We start from the raw sequence: 22,689 nt of genomic DNA on the forward strand, positions 1-22,689 counted from the left end.
CGACATGAGCGGGGTTGGAGGCGGCCTCGTTTTGCTTCAGACGGGTCTCCAAGACAGGGAGAAATCGATGAAGTACTGGGTCGCCGCAGCCGTTCTCGCCTCCACCGCACTCGCCGCACCAGCGGCGGCGCAAGCCCCGGAGGTCACCTATATCCATGCAGGGCATCTGCTCGATCGTCCCGGGGAAGCCCCGCGCGGGCCCTCGACGATCGTCGTGCGCGAAGGCAAGGTCGCCGAAATCCGCGCCGGGTTGGTTCCCGCCGAGGACGGGGCGAAGCTGGTGGATCTGTCGCGCGCCACGGTGTTGCCGGGGCTGATCGACATGCACGTCCACCTCCTCGGGATCGGCGGCGATCCGCTGCAGGCGCGCCTGACGCGGCTCAATACCGAGCCAGAGGACGCGGTGTTCATCGGCGCGGGCAACGCCCGGCGCACGCTGGAGGCGGGGTTCACTACGGTGCGCGATCTCGGCGGATCGGCGCGCGGGATTCGCGCCCTGCGCGACGCGATCGACCGGGGCGACGTCACAGGGCCGACCGTCGTCAACGCGGGCGAGCCGATCTCGGTCACCGGCGGGCACGGCGATCCGCTCAATGGTCTGGCTGAACCGTTCGCGCACGCGGTCGCCGAAAGTGTCGAGAACACCTGCAACGGCCCGGACGATTGCCGCCGCGCGGTGCGCCGCCAGGTCGGGTTGGGCGCGCAAGTGATCAAGTTCATGGCCACCGGCGGGGTGCTTTCGAATGTCTCGGGCGGGCTCGGCCGGGCGATGCAGCCCGACGAAATGAAGGCGATCGTCGAGACCGCGCACGCGCTGGGGCGCAAGACCGCCGCGCACAGCCACGCCGCCGAAGGCACCCGCGCCGCGGTGGAGGCCGGAGTCGATACGATCGAACACGGCACTTTCCTCGACGACGCGACGATCAAACTCATGAAAGCGCACGGCACCTGGCTCGTCCCGACGATGCTCGCGCCGCGCGCAGCGCTGGCTCAGGCGCGGGGCGGGATGCTGCCCCCCGCCACCATTCCCAAAGCCGAGCAAGCCGCCGCCGCGGCGATGGAAAGCCACCGCCGGGCGATCGCCGCCGGGGTTAAGGTTGCGTTCGGGACCGACACCGGGGTCAGCAAGCATGGCGACAACGCGCAGGAATTCGCGCTGATGGTCGAGGCCGGGATGACCCCGGCGCAGGCGATCAAGGCGGCGACGGTCGGTGCCGCCGAGGCGCTCGACCGGCCGGGCCTCGGCCGCATCGCGCCGGGCCTCCCCGCCGACATCATCGCGGTCGATGGCGACCCGCTGGCCGATGTGCGCGAACTGGAGGATGTCGATTTCGTCATGAAGGGCGGTAAGGTCATCAAGCAGGAGGGCGAGGCTCAGTGATCGTTACCACCACCCACACCGTCGAAGGCCGCGAGATCGTCGAGTATCTCGGCATCGTCACCGGCGAGGTGATCCTGGGCGCCAACATCTTCCGCGACATGTTCGCCTCGATCCGCGATGTGTTCGGCGGCCGCTCGGGCGCCTACGAACAGGTGCTCGAACGTGGACGGCGCGAGGCGATCCTCGAAATGGTCGACAAGGGGCGACAGCTCGGCGGCGACGCGCTGGTGGGGTGCGATCTGGACTATCAGGTGCTGGGCAAGCGTGGATCGATGCTGATGATCTCTATCAACGGCACCGCGGTCAGGCTGCGCCAGGAATTGCCCGGACGGTCCGGCTAGGCTAGGGCGCGGCACCGCAATTCCAGCTCAAGACCGGACCAATGGCAGGCCATTCCAAATTCAAGAACATCATGCACCGCAAGGGTGCGCAGGATAAGAAGCGTTCGGCGAGCTTTTCCAAGCTGTCCCGGGAAATTACCGTCGCGGCCAAGATGGGCATGCCAGATCCCGACATGAACCCGCGTCTGCGTGCTGCGGTCAACGCCGCCAAGGCCCAGTCGGTGCCCAAGGACAACATCCAGCGCGCGATCGACAAGGCCAGCCGCGGCGACGCCGAGAACTACGAGGAAATCCGCTACGAAGGCTATGGTCCGGGCGGGGTCGCGCTGATCGTCGAGGCGCTGACTGACAACCGCAACCGCACCGCCACCAACGTGCGCACCGCGTTCGCCAAGAACGGCGGCAATCTGGGCGCCAGCGGTGCGGTCAGCCACGGGTTCGAGCGGCTCGGGCTGATCGAATACGGCGCCAAGGCCGGCGACGAGGACACCGTTCTCGAAGCCGCGATCGAGGCCGGCGCCGACGATGTCGAGAGCGACGACGAGGGCCACGCGATCTGGGTGGCGATGGACGCGCTACATCCGGTGGCCCGCGAACTCGAGAAGACCCTGGGCGAAGCGGTGGCGGTCAAGCTTGCGTGGAAGCCCAGCCTGACGACCGAAGTCGATGAGGCGACCGCGACTACCCTGCTCAAGCTGATCGACGTGCTCGACGATGACGACGACGTCCAGGCGGTGTGGGGAAATTACGAAATCCCCGACGCGGTGATGGAGAAGCTGGGCTGATTCGATCGGCACGGACTGTCCCGATCTCGGCAGGTCGCCGCAATCGGGGCTTCGCCATGGTTGACGAATGGTGTAGATCGTCCCCCAGTCCAGACTAGGGGGTCGAGATGAATACGTTGCGCGAGGGGGATGGTCGCGCCGGATACGGCGTACTCGAACCATGAAGCCGAAAGCGGCGCGGATGGCCGTAGTGCGCTGTCGCTGCCCGGGGGGCCGGAGCCGCTCGTCGACCGCTGGCAGCGGTCGGTGTGGTTCGGCACGACCGAGGCCATGTCGCGCCGGCGCGAGCACTTGTTCTACGCAGCGGTCAAGCAGGGCGGTGCGCTGGTCGCGATTGGATGGCTGCTTCTGCAGCCGACCGGCTGGGTCGAATGGTCGGGCTTCGCGCTGTTCTATGTTCTCAACATCCTGTCGATGTCGCTAGGCTATCATCGCTATTTCACCCACAAGGCGTTCCAGACCTCGCGGCCGATGCGCTATGGATTGGCTGCGCTCGCGCAGTTCGGCATGTATGGCTCGCTGCGGCGCTGGGTTGCCGACCATCGCCGCCACCATGCGCTGTCCGACCGGCCGGGGGACATCCACAGTCCCTGGGTCGACGGGCACGGCCGCCCGCTTTCGGGCAAGGCAGGGCTCAAGCATTCGCACCTCGGTTGGGCCTACGACGATGTCGTCACCAATACCGATCTTTACGGCAAGGGCGTGCTCGGCGATCCGGCGATCGAATGGGCGCACCGCACGCGCTATCTCTGGCTGGTCATCTCGGTTCTGGTCGCACCCACGCTATGGGCCATGGCTTGGGGCGGTGGATTGGCGGTTTCGGCGAACACCCTTATCGGCACGATCCTGGTTGCCGGGTTCCTGCGCGCGGCGCTGGCGCTCCACGCGATCGCCGCGGTCAATTCTTTCGGCCATGTCCATGGTTACCGGAACTTCGAGGTGGGCGACACCGCGCGCAACAACCTGGTGCTCGGATATTTGACGCTGGGCGAAGGCTGGCACAACAATCACCACGCCCATGCCCGCGCCGCGAGCAACCACATGCGCTGGTGGGAGATCGACATGACCGGCTGGGTCATTGCCGGGCTGGAGAAACTGGGGCTGATCTGGGACGTCAGGTGGCCCGATTTTGAGCGGCCCTCCGGGCGTTCGGGGCGAGCACCGCGGCGGAATTGATCCGGACTGCAAGATGCGCGTCATCGGTATCGACCCGGGCCTCGGCTGCACCGGCTGGGGGGTGATCGCGCGCGAGGGCAGTCGCTTGCATCACGTCGCCAATGGCCAGATACGCACCGATCCAGCGCAACCGATAGCCAGCCGGCTTGTGGCGATCGATGCCGGGCTTGCCGCCGCTATCGCCGCGCACGGGCCGCATTTCGGCGCGGTGGAAGAAGTCTTCGTCAACACCAACGCCCAATCGACGCTCAAGCTCGGCCAGGCGCGCGGCGTCTGTCTGCTCGCGCTCGCCCGCGCCGGGATGCCGGTGGCCGAATATGCCACGCGGCTGGTCAAGAAGGCGCTGGTCGGCACCGGGGGCGCGGAAAAGGCGCAAGTCCAGGCGATGCTCAAGGTGCTGCTGCCGGGGGTGAAGCTGGCCGGCGCGGACGCCGCCGATGCGCTCGCGGTGGCGATCTGCCATGCACATATGCATCGCGGCTAGCAAACCGCGCTCATCCCGAGCGCAGTCGAGGGATGCCGCGCGCCCTTTGCGCATGGTGCAGCGTGTCGCGACTGCGCTCGACACGAGCGGGGGATGTATGGCACCGCCCAGCCCATGATCGCCAAGCTCACCGGCCTGCTCGACGATACCGGCGCCGATTGGGCGGTGATCGACGTCGCGGGCGTGGGCTACCTCGTCCACTGCTCGGCCAAGACGCTCGCGGCTATCGGCGTCCGCGGCGATACGGTGGCGCTGTTCACCGATCTCCAGGTCAGCGAGAACGACCTGCGCCTGATCGGCTTCGCCAGCGGGGCGGAGCGCGACTGGTTCCGCTTGCTGACGGGGGTGCAGGGCGTCGGCAGCAAAGTCGCGCTGGCGATCCTCTCGGCGCTCTCGACCGAGGAGTTGCAGCGCGCCTGCGGTGCGGGAGACGCGGCGATGGTCGCGCGGGCGCAAGGGGTCGGGCCGAAGCTGGCCGGGCGGATCGTCAACGAATTGAAGGACAAGGCGGGCGGTCTGCCGACGGCGCCGGGTGCGGTGAGTGTGGCTCCGCCGGGTTCGGTCAGCGCGGATGCGATGTCGGCGTTGCAGAACCTCGGCTTTAAACCCCAAGTGGCAGCGACGGCGGTCGCCGCCGCGACGAGCGAACTCGGCGACCACGCGGCTCTCAACGACTTGGTGCGGGTTGCGCTGAAGAGGGCCGCAGGGTGAATCAGCTGTCTCGGAGATTTTGTACGCGCCACCTTGTCGCTCTATCGCTTTGCGGAGCCTTTCTGCTGATGGCGGGAATCCTCATTGGATACTGGATTCACGACTGGGTCGAGATTGATTCCTGTTTGGATCATGGTGGAAAGTGGGATTATCATCGCACAGTCTGTATCGAACGATGACCGACCCTTCCTGACCCCGCATTCCGACGACGCCGACGCCGAGCCCCGCCCCTCTTCCAACAGACACCGCCCGATGAGTCCAATGCGGCGTTCCGACCCAGGCGGCTCTTCGGGTCCTTCAAGAATGGGGCGTTCCGCTTGGAACGTTGAGGTAAAAGACCTATACCAGCGCCATGGGTGAAATCAGCTTCCCTTCCGAAATCCGCCAATGGATCGCATCGCGGGTCACCGAGGGCGGATATGCCGACGAGGACGATTATGTTCTCGAACTCATCCGCCGCGATATGGCGGACGCGTCGCTCGCCGAGACCCCCGAGCAGATCGCTTGGGTTCGCGAGAAAGTTGCTGAGGGTCTGGCTTCGGGTATCGCTGAAGGCGACCCGCGAACCTTTATCGAAAAATTGATCGCCAAGCGCCGCGCCACGCGTGGCTGAGTTAAGCTTTTCGATCGCCGCGCAATCCGACTTGGCCGACATCGAAGAATACGGTGTGCGTGAATTTGGACCCGACGTGGCCGAAGTCTATATGCGACGCCTCATCCAGGCGCTCGCATTTCTTGCCCGCTATCCGCGCTCGGCGCCGGAACGGCCCGACTATGGCGAAGGAATTAGATCCAAGACGGTGCGCAAGCACCTGATCCTTCATCAAGTCGATGCATCAGGCGTCTTTGTCGTCCGTATCCTCCACCATTCGCGCGACGTCTCACGGCACCTCAAGTCATGACCGACCCCCTTCTCACCCCCCAGCGCCAGCCCGACGACGCCGACGCGGCGCTGCGTCCGAAGACGCTCGCCGAGTTCGTCGGACAGGCGGCGGCCAAGGACAACCTGCGGGTGTTCATCGAATCCGCGCGGTCGCGGCGCGAGGCGATGGATCATGTTTTGTTCTTCGGGCCGCCGGGGCTGGGCAAGACCACGCTCGCGCAGATCGTCGCGCGCGAGCTGGGGGTGGGGTTCCGCGCCACCTCCGGTCCGGTCATCGCCAAGGCGGGAGATCTCGCCGCGCTGCTGACCAATCTCGAAGAAGGCGACGTGCTGTTCATCGACGAGATTCACCGGCTCAATCCGGTGGTCGAGGAGGTACTCTACCCGGCGATGGAGGACCGCGCGCTCGATCTTATCATTGGCGAGGGGCCTTCGGCGCGATCGGTGCGGATCGACCTTCCAGCATTCACCCTGATCGGGGCGACCACCCGCCAGGGCCTGCTGACCACCCCGCTGCGCGACCGATTCGGGATCCCGGTGCGGCTGAACTTCTACACCGTGCCCGAGCTCGAACGCGTGGTCACCCGCGCCGCGGCGCTGCTCGGGCAGGGTCTCGACGCAGAGGGTGCGCGCGAGATCGCCCGCCGCGCGCGGGGGACGCCGCGCGTCGCCGGGCGGCTGCTGCGGCGGGTGCGCGATTTCGCGCATGTCGCGGGCGACGGGCTGGTGACGCGCGAAATCGCCGACGCCGCGCTGACCCGGCTCGAGGTCGACGCGCTAGGCCTCGACGCGATGGACCGGCGTTACCTGACGATGATCGCCGACATCTACAAGGGTGGCCCGGTGGGGGTCGAGACGCTCGCCGCGGGTCTCAGCGAGCCGCGCGACACGATCGAGGACGTGATCGAGCCCTACCTGATCCAGCTCGGGCTGGTCGCACGCACCGCGCGCGGGCGTTGCCTCAACGACCGGGCGTGGGCGCACCTCGGCCTGAGTGCTCCCACGGGCAGCCAGACCGGTCTGTTCGATTCGTCCGGCGCCGAATGAAGCGCTCCCCGGGCCGATTTTGGAGCGGCCCGTTGGCAATCCCGTCAGTTTCGGTTTCATAACGGGACATACCGGGCCGCAGGCGGAAGAATCGCGTTGTTTTCAAGGTTCCACCCTCGGCCAGCACGGTTAACGCGATTGCTACAACAGTCCCGCTGAGCCCTAGTTGCAGGCAACGGGGCAGGTTCGCCGGCTTAGTCGCGGCCTATTCGCCCCATCGCCGAGCGAGAAGCGAACACGGACGATGTCGATTCGGATGGCCCTGGCCAAGTTGAGCGCGCTTGCCGCGACCGGCGCGATGGTCGGCGGCGGTGCGGTGCACGTCGCCGAGCCCAGCGCCAAGGACAAGGGCTACGTCAAGCACCTCAAGCAGGCGAAGCAGAAGCCGGTTCCGCGCGCGGTGACCGCCCGCGCCCAGCCGCGCACCGTCAAGCGGATGCGCAGGATCGTCCGCACCGAGACCAACCGGGTCTGCGCTCCGCAGCAGGACACGCTGATGGCCGTGCCGCTGCCCGCGCCGGTGATGCCGCTGCCCTCGGGCGGCGGTGGCGGTCCGGCGGTGATCGGCGGCGGCCCGATCGGCGGATTCGGCGGCGGCGGTTTCTTCGGCGGATTTTTCGGCGGCGGCAGCGGGGGTGGCGGCAGTGTCGTCGTGTCCTCGACCAGCACCGGCAGCACCTCCACTTCGGGCGGCAGCACTTCGACGTCGTCAGGCGGATCGGGGGGCAGCTCGACCAGCACTTCGTCGGGCGGGATCACCAGCTCGACCACCAGCGGAGGGGTCTCGACTTCCACCGGCGGGGTGAGCACCTCGACTTCGTCGGGCAACGTCAGCACATCGAGTTCGACGTCCACCAGCTCGGGCAACGTGTCCACGTCGTCCGGCAACGTCTCGACCAGTTCGGGCAACGTGAGCACCTCGAGCTCGACGTCTTCCTCCACCAGCAGCTCGACGAGTTCGTCCACCTCGAGCTCGACCAGCTCAACCTCGTCCGGGAGCAGTGGCGGGATCACCAGCAGCGGCGGGACCCCGCCGGTCGATGTGCCCGAGCCGGGCATGCTGATCCTGTTCGGCGCGGCCGCGGCGACCCTGGTCGCGCGCCAGCGCTATGGCATGCAGAGCGCCCGGGCGGCCGCCCAGTAGGAGGCCAAGCGAAGCGTCAGGCCCGCGGCGCCGCTCCGCCTCGCTGCAAGGTCCAAAGCGTGGCCAGTCCGACCCCGCACCAGATCACGTTGAGCACGGTCGAGGGGATCGCCCCGTGCGCGCCGCTGTTCACCACGAACCCCGCCGCCCCCGCCACATTCATCCACTGAAACGTCCGCGAGCGGCCCTCCAGCCGTCCGAGCGAGACGAGGATGTACGAACCCAGGATCAATGCCGCGCCGCTCCACCCGGCGGCTTCGATGAGCAGCGACTGCATTCGCGTCCTTCCAAATGAAACGGGGCGGGCGATCGTCTCGCCCGCCCCGCAACGGCCCAAACTTTGCCTCTATGCCGCCAGCTTCCTCAGCACGTAGTGCAGGATCCCGCCGTTGAGGAAATACTCGAGCTCGTTGGCGGTATCGATCCGGCACAGCGCGGTGAAGGTGAAGGTTTCACCGCTCGGGCGAGTGACTTCGACTTTCACGTCCTGGCGCGGCTTCAGGCCCGCGACACCATGGATGGTGAACGAATCGTCCCCGGTCAGACCCAGTGAATCGCGCGTGTCGCCGCCCATGAACTGGAGCGGGAGCACGCCCATGCCGACCAGGTTCGAGCGGTGGATGCGCTCGAAGCTTTCGACGATCACCGCGCGCACGCCGAGCAGGTTGGTGCCCTTGGCGGCCCAGTCGCGCGAGCTGCCGGTGCCGTATTCCTTGCCCGCGATCACCACCAGTGGCGTCCCGTCGGCCTTGTGCTTCATCGCCGCGTCGAACACCGGCATCGGCACGCCGTCGTAGCGGCTCATCCCGCCTTCGATCCCGGGGACCATCTCGTTCTTGATGCGAATGTTGGCGAAAGTGCCGCGCATCATCACTTCGTGGTGGCCGCGGCGGCTGCCGTAGGAATTGAAGTCGGCCTTGGCGACCTGATGCTCCATCAACCACTGCCCGCCGGGGCTGTCGACCTTGATCGAACCGGCTGGGCTGATGTGGTCGGTGGTGATCGAATCGCCCAGGATCAGCAGCGGCTTGGCGCCGACGATGTCGCCGACCGGGGCCGGGGTCATGCTCATGCCCTCGAAATACGGCGGGTTGGCGACGTAGGTCGATCCGGCGCGCCATTTGTAGGTTTCGCTGCCGGTCACGTCGATCGCCTGCCAGTGGCTGTCGCCCTTGTAGACGTCGGCATAGCGCGCCTGGAACATCGGGCGGTCCATGCAGCTCGCCATCGTCGAGGCGACTTCGAGGTTGGTCGGCCAGATGTCCTTGAGGAACACGTCGTTGCCGTCGGAGCCCTGGCCGATCGGAGTGGTCGTGAAATCTTCGATCACCGTGCCCTTCAGCGCATAGGCGACGACCAGCGGCGGCGAGGCGAGGAAGTTGGCGCGCACATCGGGGCTGACACGGCCCTCGAAATTGCGGTTGCCGCTGATCACCGCGGCGGCGACCAGTCCGTTCTCGTTGATTGCCTTGCTGATCGGCTCGGCCAGCGGGCCGGAATTGCCGATGCAGGTGGTGCAGCCGTAACCGACGAGGTTGAAGCCGATGTTGTCGAGGTGCGATTGCAGCCCGGCGCGCACCAGGTAGTCGGTGACCACCTGCGATCCGGGCGCGAGCGAGGTCTTGACCCATGGCTTGGGCCTGAGGCCCAGCTCGTCCGCCTTCTTGGCGACCAGCCCGGCGGCGACAAGCACCCCGGGGTTCGAGGTGTTGGTGCAGCTGGTGATCGCCGCGATCATCACGTCGCCATCGCCGATGTCGAAGTCCTTGCCCTCTACAGCGACGCGCTGGTTGGACTTCTTGTAGGTGTCGCGCATGTCGTCGGCGAAGACGTCGTCGACCTTGGTCAGGTCGACCCGGTCCTGCGGGCGCTTGGGCCCGGCGAGCGAGGGGACGACGCTGGCCATGTCGAGTTCGAGCGTCGATGTGAACACCGGATCGGGGCCGTTCGGATCGAGCCAGAAGCCCTGTTTCTTGGCATAGGCTTCAACCAGCGCGATCTGGTCCTCGTCACGCCCGGTCAGGCGCAGATAGTCGAGCGTCTTGTCGTCGATCCCGAAGAACCCGCAGGTGGCGCCGTATTCGGGGGCCATGTTGGCCAGCGTTGCGCGGTCGGCGAGCGTCAGGTGGGCGAGACCGGGGCCGAAGTATTCGACGAACCGCCCCACCACGCCATGCTTGCGCAGCATGTTGGTGCAGGTCAGCACCAGATCGGTCGCGGTCACGCCTTCGGACAGCGCCCCGGTGAGCTTGAAGCCGACGACTTCGGGGATTAGCATCGACACCGGCTGGCCGAGCATCGCCGCCTCGGCCTCGATCCCGCCGACGCCCCAGCCGAGCACGCCGAGGCCGTTGATCATCGTGGTGTGGCTGTCGGTGCCGACGCACGTGTCGGGATAGGCGACGTCCTGCCCGGTCTGGTCCTTCGAGACCCAAACGGCCTGGGCGATGTTCTCTAGGTTCACCTGGTGGCAGATGCCGGTGCCGGGGGGGACCGCGTAGAAGTTGTCGAGGCTTTTCGAACCCCACTTGAGGAAGTCGTAGCGCTCGCCGTTGCGCTCGTACTCGATCTCGACGTTCTGCTCGAACGCCTTGGGATGGCCGAATTCGTCGACCATCACCGAGTGGTCGATGACCAGGTGGACCGGAACCAGCGGGTTGATCTTGGAGGTATCGCCGCCGAGCTTGGCGATCGCATCGCGCATCGCGGCCAGATCGACCACGCAGGGGACGCCGGTGAAATCCTGGAGCAGCACGCGCGCCGGGCGATACTGGATTTCGGCGCCGGTGACCGGGTTCTGCTGCCAGTCGACCAGCGCCTTGACGTCGTCGGCCGAGACGGTGAAGCCGCCGTCCTCGAAGCGCAGCATGTTCTCGAGCAGGACCTTCAGGCTGAACGGCAGGCGGCTGATGTCGCCATAGGCCTCCGCGGCCTTGGCCAGCGAATAGTAGCCGTATTCCCTTGCGCCGACCTTGAGCGTCTGGCGCGCGCCAAGCGAGTCCTGTCCGACCTGAGTCATGTGTGCAAATCCCTCCTGCTGGATGTACCGGCGGGCGCGCCCAACCCCGTCCGGAGAGTCGTGCCCGCGATGCGCGTTTCGCGTATGCAGGTCAAGGGTGGCTGCGTCAGGCGGCGACCGGCTCGGGCGGGGTGCCTCGCGCCGCGACCAGACAGGCGGCGACGATCAGCGCCACTCCGGCCAATGTGGTTGTCGAGACCGGCTCGTGAAATGCCAGCCAGCCGACCGCGGCGGCCCAGCCGAACGCGCTATACTCCATCGGCACCAGCACTTGCGCTTCGGCGCGGGCATAAGCCCACGCGAGCAGCAGCGCGGCACCGATGCTGAGCAGCGAGGACACCGCCACCCAGGTCAGCGCCCCGGATGGCGAGCGCAGGAACCATGGCGCGAAGCAAATGAGCACCGCGCCGCCGATCGCGTTCTGGAAGAAGGCGATCTCGCGCGGCTTGGCGATCAGCGCCTGGCGCCGCGCGAAGACGAGATTGAGGGCATAGAGCACCGCCGAGGCGAGCACCGCGGCGATCCCTTCGATCCGCTTCGGGGTGCGCTCCACGGTCAGCTCGGGCCAGCAGATGACCGCCACTCCGGCCAGCCCGATCAGCGAGGCAAGAATTGCGGAAGGGGCGATTTTCTCACCCAGCATCACCGCGGCGAGATAGAGCGAGATCAGCGGCGCAAAGAACGAGATCGCGATGGCCTGAGCCAGCGGCAGCAGGGTCAGCGAGTGGAAGAACAGCAATGCCATCACCGCGACGATCACCCCGCGGAACAGGTGGACGCGCATCACCGCGGGTTTGGGCCACGGCGTGCGCGCGCCCAGCCACAGCGGCATGGTGATCGCGCTGCTCATCAGCGCCCGCCAGAGCATCGCGGAGTAGGCGCCCAGCGCCAGGCTCGCGCCCTTCATCGCCCCGTCCATCACGCTCAACAGCGCGATCGCGACGATCGCGACGATGACCGGGGCGAGGGGGTGGGTGAGTTTCATCGCCAGGGGTCGGTAGGGGATTGGCGAGTGCCTCGCCACCCATGAACCTGCCTCGCTGGCAATGCGCCGGGCCTTGCGTTGCCATCGCGCCACAGCCGCGGTGATTCAGCCGCCAGTCAGCCGCGGTCCTTGAATCAAGCGATGCCGTAAGGCAGATTCGCGGCGCGGCTGCGGATCGGCGGCGCGAACTTCAGCTACTTTGGCAGCAACAGCGGGACCGACAATGCAATTCCGGGGTGCCTTTCAACGAACCACGATTCTCGCGGCAATGGCCGGGCTGGCGCTGCCGGGGGCCGCGTTCGCCCAGCCGTCGGCCGCGCCGGTTCCCCCGCCTGCGGACCTGTTGCCGCCCGCGGCAGCGACGCCCGCACCCACGCCCGCTCCCACCCCGGTGCCCCCGCCGCCTGCACCCTCGTGGCCGCTGCGCGATGCGCGTGCCCTGCTGGCGACCATCCAGGGGATCGGCAGCGAAGGCCTCGATCCCAAGGACTACGAACCCGCCACGCTCGCCGCCGCGATTGCCGCCGGCGAGGGAGTTGCGCTCAACGATACCGCCACCCGGCTGTTCGCTTGGCTGGTCGAGGACATGCGCGACGGCCGCACGCCGATGGCGGCGCGGGTCCAATGGTTCGCGGTCGATCCCGATCGCGACATCAACCCGACCGCGCTTGTCCTGGCGCGCGCGCTGGAGCAGCACGACGTCCCCGGGCAGATCGCCGCGCTCGCCCCGCTCCACCCCGACTATGCCCAGCTCAAACGGTCATTGGCCGAGGGAACGGGCGACAAGGCCGTGATCCGCGCCAACATGGACCGCTGGCGTTGGCTGGCCCGCGACATGGGCAAGCAGTACCTGCTGACCAACGTGCCCGAATACACGCTGCGGCTGACGGTCAACAACCGCGTCATCACCAGCTACCGCACGGTGGTCGGCAAGCCGGGCAAGACGGCGACGCCGCAGCTCGCCGAGACCGTGCAAGGGGTGATCTTCAACCCGACGTGGACGGTGCCGCAGTCCATCGTCAAAGGCGAGGGGCTGGGCGCCAAGGTGCTCGCCAATCCGGGCTGGGCCAAGGCCGCGGGCTACAAGGGGATAAAGGATCCCACGACCGGCTTCGTCACCGTCGTCCAGCAGCCGGGCAAGAACAACTCGCTCGGGCTGATGAAACTCGACATGCCCAACCCGCATGCGATCTTCGTCCACGATACCCCGGCCAAGTCGCTGTTCGCCGCGCCCAACCGCGCGTTCAGTCATGGCTGCATCCGCACCGAGCGCGCGAGCGAGCTGGGGATGCTGATGGCGATGCTCGGCGGCGGTCTGACCAAGGAAGAGGGCGTCGCCCACACCCTGTCGGGCGTCTACACCAAGGTCCCCATGACCAAGACCTTCCCGATCTACATCACCTATTTCACCATGGCGAGCGACGTCGGCGGGGGCATGCGCAAGTTCGCCGACATCTATGGCCGCGACGCGCCGGTGCTGGCCAGCTTCAAGGCCCCGCGCCAGCTCCACACCGACCAGCGCACCAGCAGCGAGAAGGTGATCGAGATCGTGGACGATCTGGGGGCGGTTTGACGCTGCGAGCCTTTGGGGCCTTTAAGGATTCTCGACGACTAACGTCATCCTGAATTCGTTACTGGATCCATCTCTCCGACTGTCCTGTGCCTTGAGGGCAAAAGCGACCTTCCGGCGAGGTTCGCGATGACTTCGCTCTCCGGTCGTGGGGAGCGATGGATGCTGAAACAAGTTCAGCATGACGAAGTGATAAACGTGGCAGAACATTCAGACCTTTCGCCCTGCCTTGAGCACCGCGGCCGCGCAGTTGTGTCCCGGCGCGCCGGTGACGCCGCCGCCGGGGTGCGCACCCGATCCGCACAGCCACAGGCCGGGAATCGGCCCGCGATGGCTGCCCGTGCCGAGCACCGGGCGCGCCGCCCATAGCTGGTCGAGGCTCATCCGGCCGTGGAAGATGTCCCCGTCGACCAGCCCGAAGCGGCGCTCCAGGCCTTTGGGGGTGAGCACCTGCTGCGCCACGATCAGATCGCGCACGCCCGGCGCGTGACCCTCTAGCACGGTCAGCACCGCCTCGACCGCGGCCGCTTCCTGTGCTGCGGTCCATTCCAGTTTCGGATCGAACTGCTGACAGAACAGGCTGGCGACGTGGCTGCCCTGCCGATCGACCAGCGTCGAATCGACGGTCGAGGGGATCAGCATCTCGACCACCGGAGCGCGGCTCCAGCCGAACCGCTTCGCATCGTCGAAAGCGCGGTCCATGTAGTCAAGCGAAGGGGCCATGATGATCCCCGCCGAGAGGTGTTCGCCGGGTCCGGGGAGCGCGGCGAAGCTCGGCAGCGCAGACAGCGCCAGGTTCATCCGCAGGCTGCCGCTGCCAGTGGCGTAGCGGTCCATCGCGACCGCGAAATCGTCGGGCAGCGCGGCTCGCGGGATCAGCTTGCGGTAGAGCAGCGCCGGACCGACATTGGCGATTACGCGTTTGGCGCGCACCTCTTCGCCGTTCGCCAAATGCACACCGACCGCGGCGCCGCGCTCGACCAGCACCTCGGCGACTGGCTGCTCGACTCCGATCTCGACGCCCGCCTCGTGACAGGCCGCCGCCATCGCCTGGGTGATCGCGCCCATCCCGCCGATCGCGTGACCCCACGCGCCCCTTACGGCGTTGGACTCGCCGAACACGTGGTGGAGCAACACATAGCCGCTGCCTGGCGCGTCGGGGCTGGCGTAGTTGCCGACGACCGCGTCGAAGCCGAACGCGGCCTTTATCGGGTCGCTTTCGAGCCAGCCGTCGAGGTATTCCCGCGCCGAGCGGGTGAACAGCGCCAGCGCCTCGCGCTTGCCCGCCACGTCGAGGTCCTTGAGCACCCGCGATTGGAGCGCGGCGTCGATCAGCCCGCGCAGGCCGTCGGTGCGCGGCGGGATCTTCAACGCCAGCGCGCGCAGCACGTCCGCGACCCGGTCTAGCGCGGCGAAGTACGCGGGCAGGGTCGCGGCGTCCTTGCGACTGAACTTCGCGACTTCGGCCTGGCTGCGTTCGAGCCCGCCGCCCATCAGCAGATAGTCGCCAGGGGTGGGCGACAGCGGCAGGAAGTTGGCCACCGGGCGGTTGACCACGCGCAGTCCCCGCCGTTCCAGCGCCATTTCGGCGATCACCTTGGGTTGAAGCAGGCTGACGGTGTAGCTCGCCACCGAATTACGGAAGCCGGGATGAAACTCCTCGGTCACCGCCGCCCCGCCCACGGTGTGGTGCGCCTCGCAGATCCGCACCTTATGCCCGGCGCGCGCCAGATAGAACGCGCAGACCAGCCCGTTGTGGCCCCCGCCGATGATCACCGCGTCGAGCGCCATGTGCGACTGAACTCCCCGGCCCGGCGAATGAACCGAAACCTGTGAACGCGTTCACAGCATGGAAAGAGCGAATCGCCTAGTCGGGACAAGAACAATCGAACGAAGAACGAAGGACACGGTCATGGGACTGTTTCGCAAGGATCTCTATCGCGCGTTCCTGATCGGGTTCATGATCGGGACGGCCGGGCTGGCAGCGAGCATCGGCGGAGATGCGCGCGCACAGATCGTGGCGCAGGTTGCGCACCACGTATGATGCGCTTGTTAGCGCCGCTCGTGGCGGCGTCACTTCTGGCGACCGCGTGCACCTCGCCCGCGCTGGCCGAAGGCGTGGTCGCCACGCCTGCCGCCAAAGTCGTCGCCAACGAGAAGGGCCTGAAAACCGCCATCTTCGCCGGCGGGTGCTTCTGGGGCATCGAGGGCGTGTTCAGCCACATCAAGGGCGTGACCAGCGCGGTCTCGGGCTATCACGGCGGCGCCGCGGCCACCGCGACCTACGATCAGGTCAGCAACGGTGACACCGGCCATGCCGAGGCGGTCAAGGTCACTTACGATCCCGCGATCGTCCGCTACGACGAGTTGCTCCGCGTGTTTTTCGCGGTCGGCGCCGATCCGACGCAGCTCAACCGCCAGGGGCCCGATCACGGCACGCAATATCGCACCGCGCTGGTCCCGATGAGCGCCGAGCAGAACAGGGTGGCTGCCGCCTACCTTGCCCAGCTCAAGACCTCAGGCCTGTGGAAGAAGCCGCTGGTGGCGCGGATCGAACGGGCGCAGGCGTTCTATCCAGCCGAGGCCTATCACCAGGATTTCATGAGCAAGAACCCCAACCACGGCTATATCCGGATGTGGGATGCGCCCAAAGTCGCCGGGCTCAAGCGGCTGTTTCCCGGCGAATACAAGGCAGCGTTTACACCGGGATGAGGACAGGGCGGGTGACGAACCCCGCGCCGTTCCCTATATGCCGCGCATGGCCCACCACCATGCCCACCGGGAACATACCGGCGACAGCCTGATCGCCGCCGCGCGCGGCGCGCTGACCGCCGCCGGCGAGCAGTGGACCGGGATGCGCGGCGACGTGTTCGAGGCGCTGGCGGTGCGCGACAAGCCGGCCTCGGCCTACGATATCGCGGAGACCGTCGGGGCCCGCCGCGGCAAGCGGGTGGCGGCCAATTCGGTCTATCGCATTCTCGACCTGTTCGTGCGGACCAACCTCGCCCGGCGGGTGGAAAGCGCCAACGCCTATCTCGCCAACAGCCACCCCGGCTGCCGCCACGATTGCATCTTCCTGATCTGCGACGTCTGTGGCCAGGCGACCCACATCGACGACGACCGTCTGACCGGGGCGTTGGTTTCCGCCGCGCACGACGCGGGCTTCGCCGAGATCCGCCCGGTGGTCGAACTGCGCGGACGCTGCGCGGAGTGCGGCTAGGTCAGCACCTTGCCCATCACTGCGCCGGGCACCGAAACGCCGTTCGCCGACAACCTCTCCGCCCGTTCGATCACGCGAAAGCCGCAAGCGATGTAGAGCGGCTCCCCCGCCGCCGTCGCCATGAGCTCCAACCGCTTGAAGCCCTCGTTCCGCGCGGCTTCCTCGCACAATGCCAGGATCAGCCGTCCGATCCCGCGGCGCGCATAGTGCGGATCGGTATACATCGCCCGGATCCTTGCCGGTTCGCCCGCCGGGTCGAGCAGGCGGTCGTCGCGCAAGTCGGCGGCGTGGTTGCCGCCGTAGAGCGTCGCGCGCCGGCTCCAGCCGCCGCACCCGGCCAGCCTGGCCCCGTCCTCGATCACGAAGTAGGTGCCGTCCTCGATCAACTGGGTGTCCAGCCCCATGCTCTCGGCGCTGGCGGCGATTTGCTCGGGCGTGAGATACGCCGTCTGCAACTGCGCGATGGCGCGCGCCATCAGCGCCGAGATCGCGGGGATGTCCTCCGTCCGGGCGAGGCGATGGGTGAATCCGGTCACCGCTCCTGTTTGCCCGGCGGGGAAGGGTGGTCAAGCCGCGCCCTTTCCCTTTGCCCGATGCTCGCCTAATCCTCGCGCATGAAGGCGCTCGCCGATCCCGACCGCCTGCTCGGCGAAGGTCTCGCCGCGATCCGCGCGCAATATGCTATCCCGCCCGAATTCCCGCCCGAGGTGCTCGCCGAGGCGGAGACGACGAGGGATCGCGCACCCACCGCCCATGCCGATTGGACCGCGCGCGAATTCGTCACGCTCGATCCCGCGACCTCGACCGATCTCGACCAGGCCTTCGTCATCGAGGCGGCGGGTGCCGATCTGATTCTTCATTACGCGCTCGCCGACATCGGCTGGTTCGTTCCCGAAGGCGGGGCGATGGAGGCCGAGGCGTGGAAGCGCGGCCTCACCCTCTACCTCCCCGATGACCGCGCCCGGCTCTATCCGGCGGCGCTGAGCGAGGCCGCGGCCAGCCTGCTGCCCGACGGGCCGCGCCCGGCGATCGTGGCCAGCGTGCGCTGCGCTCCCGATGGCGCAGTGAAGCTCGCAGCGGTTACCCGCGCGGTGGTCCGCAGCCGCGCCAAGCTCGCCTACGAGAGCGTGGACATCGCGGCGGTTCCCCACCTCGCCGATTTCTCCGCGCGGATGCAGCGCGGCGAGGACGCGCGCGGCGCGGCGCGGGTCGATCCGCCCGAGCAGGAAGTTGAGCGCGCCGCTGACGGCAGCTACCGCCTGACGTTTCGGCCATGGCTGCCGAGCGAAACCGCCAACGCTTCGCTCTCGCTCGCCGCCAACATGGCCATCGCCGACGCGCTGTTCGCGGCCCGCACCGGCCTGTTCCGCGAAATGGCCCCGCCCGACGACCGCGCGCTGGTCCGGTTGCGCAATACCGCCCGCGCGCTGGGCCTGACCTGGCCGGCCAACGCCACGCTGCCCCAGTTCGAGCGGACCGTCGACCCGCGGACTCCCCCGGGCGCGGCGTTCCTGCTCGCGGTGCGCCGCGCGGGGGGCGGCGCGCACTACCTGCCTTTCCAGGAGGGGCACGTCCCGTGGCACGCCGCCCTGGGCGCGACCTATACCCACGCCACCGCGCCGATGCGGCGGCTGGCCGATCGCTATGTGCTCGAGGCGGTGCTTGAAATTGCCAACGGCCGCCCGCTTCCGCCCGCCTGCGCCGATGCCTTCGCCCGCTTGCCCAAAGTGATGGACGCCGCCGATGCGCGCGAGGGCGCGGTGGACCGCGCGGTGATCGATTTGGCGGAGGCCGCGCTGCTTCACGGCCATGAGGGCGAGACCTTCGCCGCGGTCGTGACCGACCTCGACGAACGCGGCGCGCGCATCCAGCTGTGCGACCGCCCGGTGGTCGCCCGCGTCGACGCGCACCGTGTGGCGAGCGGCGGCGACGTGCGGGTCCGGCTGATCGAGGCCGATCCGGTCAAGCGGGTGCTGCGCTTCGAACGCGTGAACTGATTGCGCACGCGCAGCTTTGCGGCTAACCGGCCCCCTCACCGCGCCGAGGCCCGATGGCGGAGTGGTTACGCACCGGACTGCAAATCCGTTTACGCCGGTTCGATTCCGGCTCGGGCCTCCAGCGCGGCAAAAGCAATTGCAGACCCGGCCCCGCGCCGGTAGTCGGCAGCGCATGCCGCTTTAGCTCAGTCGGTAGAGCACATCATTCGTAATGATGGGGTCACAGGTTCGAATCCTGTAAGCGGCACCACTTTTCAATAGCTTAGCCCCGCACAAAGGGCGGATTCTCGATTTTCCGGCAGAACGACGCGGTTGACCGAGCCGTCGAGGGTGTCCGGCGTCCGTGAACGCGGTTCTGGACCGCCGAGCCTTGCGGAGAGCTGCCTTTCAGACCAGCAGCGGTTCGGTCTCGGCCTTCGCCTTGGCTTTGGCGAGGAAGTCGACCTGCTCGGCGACGATCTCGCAGCCGTGCCGGACCTGGCCTTCGCTGTCGGTCCAGCGGGTGTAGTGGAGGCGGCCGGTGACCATGATCATTGTGCCCTTGGCGACATGCTCGGCGACCGCCTTGCCGATGCCGTTGAAGCAGGTGACGCGGTGCCACTCGGTTTCGGACTGGCGCTTGCCGTCCGCGTCCTTCCAGTTGCGGCTGGTGGCGAGCCAGACGCTGGTGACCGTTGCGCCGTTGGGAAGATTGCGAATCTCGGGGGCGTTGCCGACGAAGCCGACGAGGGTGACGGTGTTCTTCATGATTGTGTCCTTTCGAAGCTTTGCTCGTCCAAGGGACCATTCCCTTCGACCGAGCCCCGAAAGGTCCGATCGGCGGACGGGCCCTCACCGCGCGGCACGCGCGGGTAACTCCATCCGAGGGGGTGGAGCGGGCAGGCAGGCGGAGCCTTGCCAACACGGCCCCCATGAATGCAGGTTGCAGAGCCCTGCGACAAGCGGACAGGGGCGCTCGTCAGGTCATCGAACGGGGATTGTCCATGACGCGGCAAAGCTGCGAGGACTTGGGTCCATGGACACCGAACGCTCGGCGCCATGTGGGTGAGTCAATGCCCGTGCATTGGCATCTTCCCTTTAGGGGTTGCTCGTCGCCAGTCGAAAGCATGTCGCAAAGCGCTGTTGATCGGCTGCTCCGAGGCCCGCCTCGCCGAACAATGGCTGCCAGCGCGCGGCGACTATGGATCGCATCTCGCCAACCAGCGCGATCGCGTCCTCTGCCGACAGATCGAATGCCGCAGCGCCCTGCAGGGCGTTCTCGAGCGTCGCGTTGCGACCCTGAGGTCCGACCCCCAAGACAAGCCGACGCTCCAGCCCGACCTGGGGCTTGGGCACGACGTCATAGAGTGGGGAAAGCCGCCAGCGCGTGCCATCGAGAAGAAAGCCGTGATTGCGAAGGTGGTCGTCGTCGTTCGTGACGAGGATGTTGAACACCATCCGCCGGAAGAGCTCATGCAGATCCTGTCGCACGGCGCTGCCATGCTGGCGAATGACGCCGGCAAGATCGGCATAGCTGAACAGGCTGACCTCACTCTCGTGCGCGGCGAGCATCGTCAGTCCTGACACAAACGGACGACGTTCCGTCCAGCTGCCATGCGCGCTGCTATGCACAACGCGGTCAAAGCGTTCGATCAGGTAGATGTCGCGACCGAGCACGTGCTCGAAGCCGAGCGCCGGAACGTTGAGCCCGCATTGCGCCGCAAGGCGCATGGTGGCTAATTCGACCCGGCATTCGGGAAAGCTGTCGTTGCGGGCCTGGAACTTGGCGATCCACGGCTGATCGCCAATCTCGGTCGAGGCCTTTGGCCTGGCACCACCCAGCGACGATCCTGCGGTAAGCAACCGCCGGAGATTTTCGTCGAGCTGGTCGACATGCTGGGCTCGTTCGGCGGCCTCGGACAACTCCTCCAGCGTGAAATGCTCGCCGGGCGCGTTGCCATCGCCCCATGGGGTAAGACGCTCCGGGCGGGCCGGAGTGGGTCCGAACGCTAGCGCGCCGACCCGGTGCTCACCCGACGCCAGGATCAGGTCGATGCCGGTGGGCGTCCGATCTCCGGTCGCCTTGTACATGAGGTATTGGCCCCAGCCGTCGGGTGCCGCGTCGCGGATGCCGCTGAACACCGCAAAACCCTCTTCCGTCCGGAAGGTGCGATCGGTGCCAGGGGCGGGAAGCGGTAAGCTGACCGGGTCGATTGGAATTCGATCCGGTCGCTCGAGATAGCGCCTGCCGTAGGCAAATGTCGCGAATGCGGCGCGCGGCTCTTCCGTCATCACCAGCAGCCCGGCGGGAACCGGGCCCTCCGGGAAGTGAACGAAGACGTAAGTGCGAGCGACGGCCATGAGGCGCCTAGAAGTCCAGCTCGTCGCCGGTCGGCGCGTGGGTCTTCTTCGGCAGTCGGGCAAGATCCTCGCTGATGCCGGCGCTGTCGCTGTCCGGCGCAACGAGTTCGGCAAGACGCGAGGTCATGCCTAGCACGAGCAGTGCGCTCGCCAGCACCGCGAGCCCAACCGTCGGATCACCCGCTTCGAGCCTCTGGAGTGTCTGGACGGAAACCAGCATGCGTTCTGCCATAAGCCTTTGGGGCAACTTGCGGCGGCGGCGCGCGAGCGCGATGTTCTTCCCCAGTTGCCCAATGGCCCGGAGACTCTGAGGGGGAAGCCCACTGGCAGCTCGAGATGCACGCGACATTTAATTCGCATGACATATCATCTCTCAATTGTCAATTGGCATGATATGTCATTCTAATTACAAATGTTGGTCGTTTTGCGAAGTTCATCCAGGTAATCGCTCCACCACTGGTGCATCGCGACGCGTTCTTCCCAGTAGCGGCCACGGTTGTAGATGCCGCGGACCGCGTCCTTGTCGGCATGCGCTAGCGATCGCTCGATCGCGTCAGGCTTCCACTTGCCGCTCTCGTTGAGAAACGTGGAGGCTGTGGTCCGCAAGCCATGCGCTGTAATCTCGCCGACGGCATAGCCCATGCGCCGAAACGGCTGGTTGATCGTGTTCTCGCTGAGCGGGCGCTTGAACGTATGAAATGCGGGAAAGACATACCCTTCGGGCCCCGTAAGCTCGTGAAGCTCGCGCAAGTACGCTACCACCTGTCGCGACAGCGGCACGGCGCGCGGGCGCGGCATCTTCATACGCGCGGCCGGGATCTTCCACGTCGCCGCCTCGAGATCGAACTCGGTCCATGTCGCTTGGCGAAGCTCGCCGGGACGGGCCATGACATGCGGGGCCACCTGCATTGCGATCCGGGCGATCGCGTGGCCAGCGTAGCTGTCGATCGAGCGCAGCAACTCGCCCACGGCCTCGGGTTCGAGCATCGCACCATGGTGCTCGGTCTTTGGCGTGATCAACGCGCTGCGCAGGACCGAGGTGGGGTCGATCTCCGCCCGTCCGGTCGCGACCGCGTAGCGGAACACTCGGCTCGCGAACGAACGGCAGCGCCGCGCGGTCTCGTGCTTTCCCTTGGCCTCGATGCGCTTGAGCGCGGCGAGCACCTCGACGGGCTTGAGCTCGGCCACCGAGGACTTGGCGATCGGCGCGAGCTGCTCGAGCAACCAGTTGGCCTTGGTCGTCGTGGTGTCCGCGCGACCCTCGGCCACCATCTTGTCGATGTATTCCTTGGCGAGATCTCCGAAGGTGTTGGCCCCGTTGAAGACTGCCAGCAGCTTCTCGCGCTTGCGCTCGACTGCCGGATCGATGCCGTCAGCCAACCCGAGCCTTGCCTCATCGCGCTTGCGCCGTGCCTCTGCCAGTCCGGCCTCGGGATAACGGCCGAGTGCGATGCGCTTTTCCTTGCCGAGGCGCCTGTACTTGTAGCGCCACAGTTTGGAGCCGGTGGGGTGCACCTCAAGATACAACCCGTGACTGTCCGAGCATTTGTAGATTCGATCCCGCGGCTTGAGCGCGCGAATCTCGACATCCTTCAGGGCCATCGAC

Annotated in this window: 24 protein-coding genes and 2 tRNA genes; 17 read left to right on the top strand and 9 right to left on the bottom strand. The window is 67.0% G+C overall.

What is annotated here, in order from left to right; translation table 11 throughout:
* Window positions 1-67: 67 nt before the first annotated feature.
* From GKE62_RS11855 to GKE62_RS11900, 10 genes are all read left to right on the top strand, one after another.
* On the top strand, window positions 68-1,381 hold the full coding sequence (locus GKE62_RS11855) for an amidohydrolase family protein (RefSeq protein WP_154692418.1): 1,314 nt from the start codon (window positions 68-70) through the stop codon (window positions 1,379-1,381).
* Entirely contained in the window at window positions 1,378-1,722 is a 345-nt protein-coding gene (locus tag GKE62_RS11860) for a YbjQ family protein (RefSeq protein WP_154692419.1), read from the top strand. The genes GKE62_RS11855 and GKE62_RS11860 overlap by 4 nt, the downstream gene beginning before the upstream one ends.
* A gap of 41 nt (window positions 1,723-1,763) precedes the next feature.
* Window positions 1,764-2,507 carry a YebC/PmpR family DNA-binding transcriptional regulator gene (locus GKE62_RS11865; RefSeq protein ID WP_154692420.1) on the top strand — a complete coding sequence of 248 codons (744 nt, stop codon included), beginning with the start codon at window positions 1,764-1,766 and terminating at the stop codon, window positions 2,505-2,507.
* Between the two features lie 129 nt (window positions 2,508-2,636).
* Window positions 2,637-3,683 carry an acyl-CoA desaturase gene (locus GKE62_RS11870; RefSeq protein ID WP_154692421.1) on the top strand — a complete coding sequence of 349 codons (1,047 nt, stop codon included), beginning with the start codon at window positions 2,637-2,639 and terminating at the stop codon, window positions 3,681-3,683.
* Window positions 3,684-3,696: 13 nt separating this feature from the next.
* Window positions 3,697-4,167 carry a crossover junction endodeoxyribonuclease RuvC gene (gene ruvC / locus GKE62_RS11875; RefSeq protein ID WP_154692422.1) on the top strand — a complete coding sequence of 157 codons (471 nt, stop codon included), beginning with the start codon at window positions 3,697-3,699 and terminating at the stop codon, window positions 4,165-4,167.
* A 114-nt stretch (window positions 4,168-4,281) separates the two neighbouring features.
* Complete coding sequence (gene ruvA / locus GKE62_RS11880) at window positions 4,282-4,878, top strand: Holliday junction branch migration protein RuvA (RefSeq protein WP_154693700.1); 597 nt, start codon at window positions 4,282-4,284, stop codon at window positions 4,876-4,878.
* A gap of 352 nt (window positions 4,879-5,230) precedes the next feature.
* Window positions 5,231-5,491 (top strand): type II toxin-antitoxin system ParD family antitoxin, encoded by a 261-nt coding sequence (locus tag GKE62_RS11885; RefSeq protein ID WP_154692423.1) that lies wholly within the window; start codon window positions 5,231-5,233, stop codon window positions 5,489-5,491.
* On the top strand, window positions 5,484-5,780 hold the full coding sequence (locus GKE62_RS11890) for a type II toxin-antitoxin system RelE/ParE family toxin (RefSeq protein WP_154692424.1): 297 nt from the start codon (window positions 5,484-5,486) through the stop codon (window positions 5,778-5,780). The genes GKE62_RS11885 and GKE62_RS11890 overlap by 8 nt, the downstream gene beginning before the upstream one ends.
* Window positions 5,777-6,808 (top strand): Holliday junction branch migration DNA helicase RuvB, encoded by a 1,032-nt coding sequence (ruvB, locus tag GKE62_RS11895; protein WP_154692425.1) that lies wholly within the window; start codon window positions 5,777-5,779, stop codon window positions 6,806-6,808. Before GKE62_RS11890 ends, ruvB begins: the two co-directional genes overlap by 4 nt.
* 244 nt (window positions 6,809-7,052) lie before the next feature.
* A complete protein-coding gene (locus GKE62_RS11900; protein ID WP_154692426.1) occupies window positions 7,053-7,952 on the top strand; it encodes a PEP-CTERM sorting domain-containing protein in 900 nt (299 codons plus the stop codon).
* A gap of 16 nt (window positions 7,953-7,968) precedes the next feature.
* Here the strand turns inward: GKE62_RS11900 and GKE62_RS11905 are convergent, their stop codons facing one another.
* From GKE62_RS11905 to GKE62_RS11915, 3 genes are all read right to left on the bottom strand, one after another.
* Window positions 7,969-8,229, bottom strand: coding sequence for a hypothetical protein (locus tag GKE62_RS11905; protein WP_154692427.1), 261 nt, complete (start codon window positions 8,227-8,229; stop codon window positions 7,969-7,971).
* 69 nt (window positions 8,230-8,298) lie between these two features.
* The gene (acnA, locus tag GKE62_RS11910) at window positions 8,299-10,971 is read right to left on the bottom strand and encodes an aconitate hydratase AcnA (RefSeq protein ID WP_154692428.1); all 2,673 of its coding nucleotides are present in this window, start codon (window positions 10,969-10,971) and stop codon (window positions 8,299-8,301) included.
* A 106-nt stretch (window positions 10,972-11,077) separates the two neighbouring features.
* Window positions 11,078-11,956 carry a DMT family transporter gene (locus GKE62_RS11915; protein WP_154692429.1) on the bottom strand — a complete coding sequence of 293 codons (879 nt, stop codon included), beginning with the start codon at window positions 11,954-11,956 and terminating at the stop codon, window positions 11,078-11,080.
* A gap of 223 nt (window positions 11,957-12,179) precedes the next feature.
* On the opposite strand from GKE62_RS11915, the gene GKE62_RS11920 reads away from it, so the two are divergent.
* On the top strand, window positions 12,180-13,529 hold the full coding sequence (locus GKE62_RS11920) for a L,D-transpeptidase family protein (protein WP_154692430.1): 1,350 nt from the start codon (window positions 12,180-12,182) through the stop codon (window positions 13,527-13,529).
* A gap of 207 nt (window positions 13,530-13,736) precedes the next feature.
* Here the strand turns inward: GKE62_RS11920 and GKE62_RS11925 are convergent, their stop codons facing one another.
* On the bottom strand, window positions 13,737-15,317 hold the full coding sequence (locus tag GKE62_RS11925; RefSeq protein WP_154692431.1) for an NAD(P)/FAD-dependent oxidoreductase: 1,581 nt from the start codon (window positions 15,315-15,317) through the stop codon (window positions 13,737-13,739).
* A gap of 121 nt (window positions 15,318-15,438) precedes the next feature.
* Here GKE62_RS11925 and GKE62_RS19430 point away from each other — a divergent pair, with 121 nt between their 5' ends.
* From GKE62_RS19430 to GKE62_RS11935, 3 genes are read left to right on the top strand one after another with little or no spacing between them, the layout of a single operon-like run.
* The gene (locus tag GKE62_RS19430; protein ID WP_255453317.1) at window positions 15,439-15,570 is read left to right on the top strand and encodes a hypothetical protein; all 132 of its coding nucleotides are present in this window, start codon (window positions 15,439-15,441) and stop codon (window positions 15,568-15,570) included.
* Window positions 15,567-16,238, top strand: coding sequence for a peptide-methionine (S)-S-oxide reductase MsrA (msrA, locus tag GKE62_RS11930; protein ID WP_154692432.1), 672 nt, complete (start codon window positions 15,567-15,569; stop codon window positions 16,236-16,238). The genes GKE62_RS19430 and msrA overlap by 4 nt, the downstream gene beginning before the upstream one ends.
* Window positions 16,239-16,284: 46 nt before the next feature.
* Window positions 16,285-16,746 (top strand): Fur family transcriptional regulator, encoded by a 462-nt coding sequence (locus tag GKE62_RS11935; RefSeq protein ID WP_154692433.1) that lies wholly within the window; start codon window positions 16,285-16,287, stop codon window positions 16,744-16,746.
* Here GKE62_RS11935 and GKE62_RS11940 read toward each other — a convergent pair.
* Window positions 16,743-17,282, bottom strand: a complete 540-nt coding sequence (locus GKE62_RS11940) for a GNAT family N-acetyltransferase (RefSeq protein ID WP_230206669.1) — start codon at window positions 17,280-17,282, stop codon at window positions 16,743-16,745. The two genes, GKE62_RS11935 and GKE62_RS11940, sit on opposite strands and share 4 nt — an antisense overlap.
* Window positions 17,283-17,360: 78 nt before the next feature.
* Between GKE62_RS11940 and GKE62_RS11945 the strand changes: the two genes are divergently transcribed.
* From GKE62_RS11945 to GKE62_RS11955, 3 genes are all read left to right on the top strand, one after another.
* Window positions 17,361-18,743, top strand: a complete 1,383-nt coding sequence (locus GKE62_RS11945) for an RNB domain-containing ribonuclease (protein WP_154692434.1) — start codon at window positions 17,361-17,363, stop codon at window positions 18,741-18,743.
* Between the two features lie 47 nt (window positions 18,744-18,790).
* Window positions 18,791-18,864 (top strand) — tRNA-Cys (locus GKE62_RS11950).
* Between the two features lie 53 nt (window positions 18,865-18,917).
* A tRNA-Thr gene (locus tag GKE62_RS11955) sits at window positions 18,918-18,993 on the top strand.
* A gap of 137 nt (window positions 18,994-19,130) precedes the next feature.
* Here the strand turns inward: GKE62_RS11955 and GKE62_RS11960 are convergent.
* From GKE62_RS11960 to GKE62_RS11975, 4 genes are all read right to left on the bottom strand, one after another.
* Window positions 19,131-19,490: a single-stranded DNA-binding protein gene (locus tag GKE62_RS11960; protein WP_154692435.1), complete on the bottom strand. Its 360-nt coding sequence runs from the start codon at window positions 19,488-19,490 to the stop codon at window positions 19,131-19,133.
* Between the two features lie 330 nt (window positions 19,491-19,820).
* Window positions 19,821-21,083 carry a type II toxin-antitoxin system HipA family toxin gene (locus GKE62_RS11965; RefSeq protein WP_154692436.1) on the bottom strand — a complete coding sequence of 421 codons (1,263 nt, stop codon included), beginning with the start codon at window positions 21,081-21,083 and terminating at the stop codon, window positions 19,821-19,823.
* Between the two features lie 7 nt (window positions 21,084-21,090).
* Window positions 21,091-21,432, bottom strand: coding sequence for a helix-turn-helix domain-containing protein (locus tag GKE62_RS19435; protein ID WP_154692437.1), 342 nt, complete (start codon window positions 21,430-21,432; stop codon window positions 21,091-21,093).
* 53 nt (window positions 21,433-21,485) lie between these two features.
* Entirely contained in the window at window positions 21,486-22,685 is a 1,200-nt protein-coding gene (locus tag GKE62_RS11975; RefSeq protein WP_154692438.1) for an integrase arm-type DNA-binding domain-containing protein, read from the bottom strand.
* Window positions 22,686-22,689: the final 4 nt, after the last annotated feature.

Origin of the sequence: Novosphingobium sp. Gsoil 351 (genome assembly GCF_009707465.1) — a bacterium.
In the GTDB taxonomy this organism is placed as follows: Bacteria; Pseudomonadota; Alphaproteobacteria; order Sphingomonadales; family Sphingomonadaceae; genus Novosphingobium.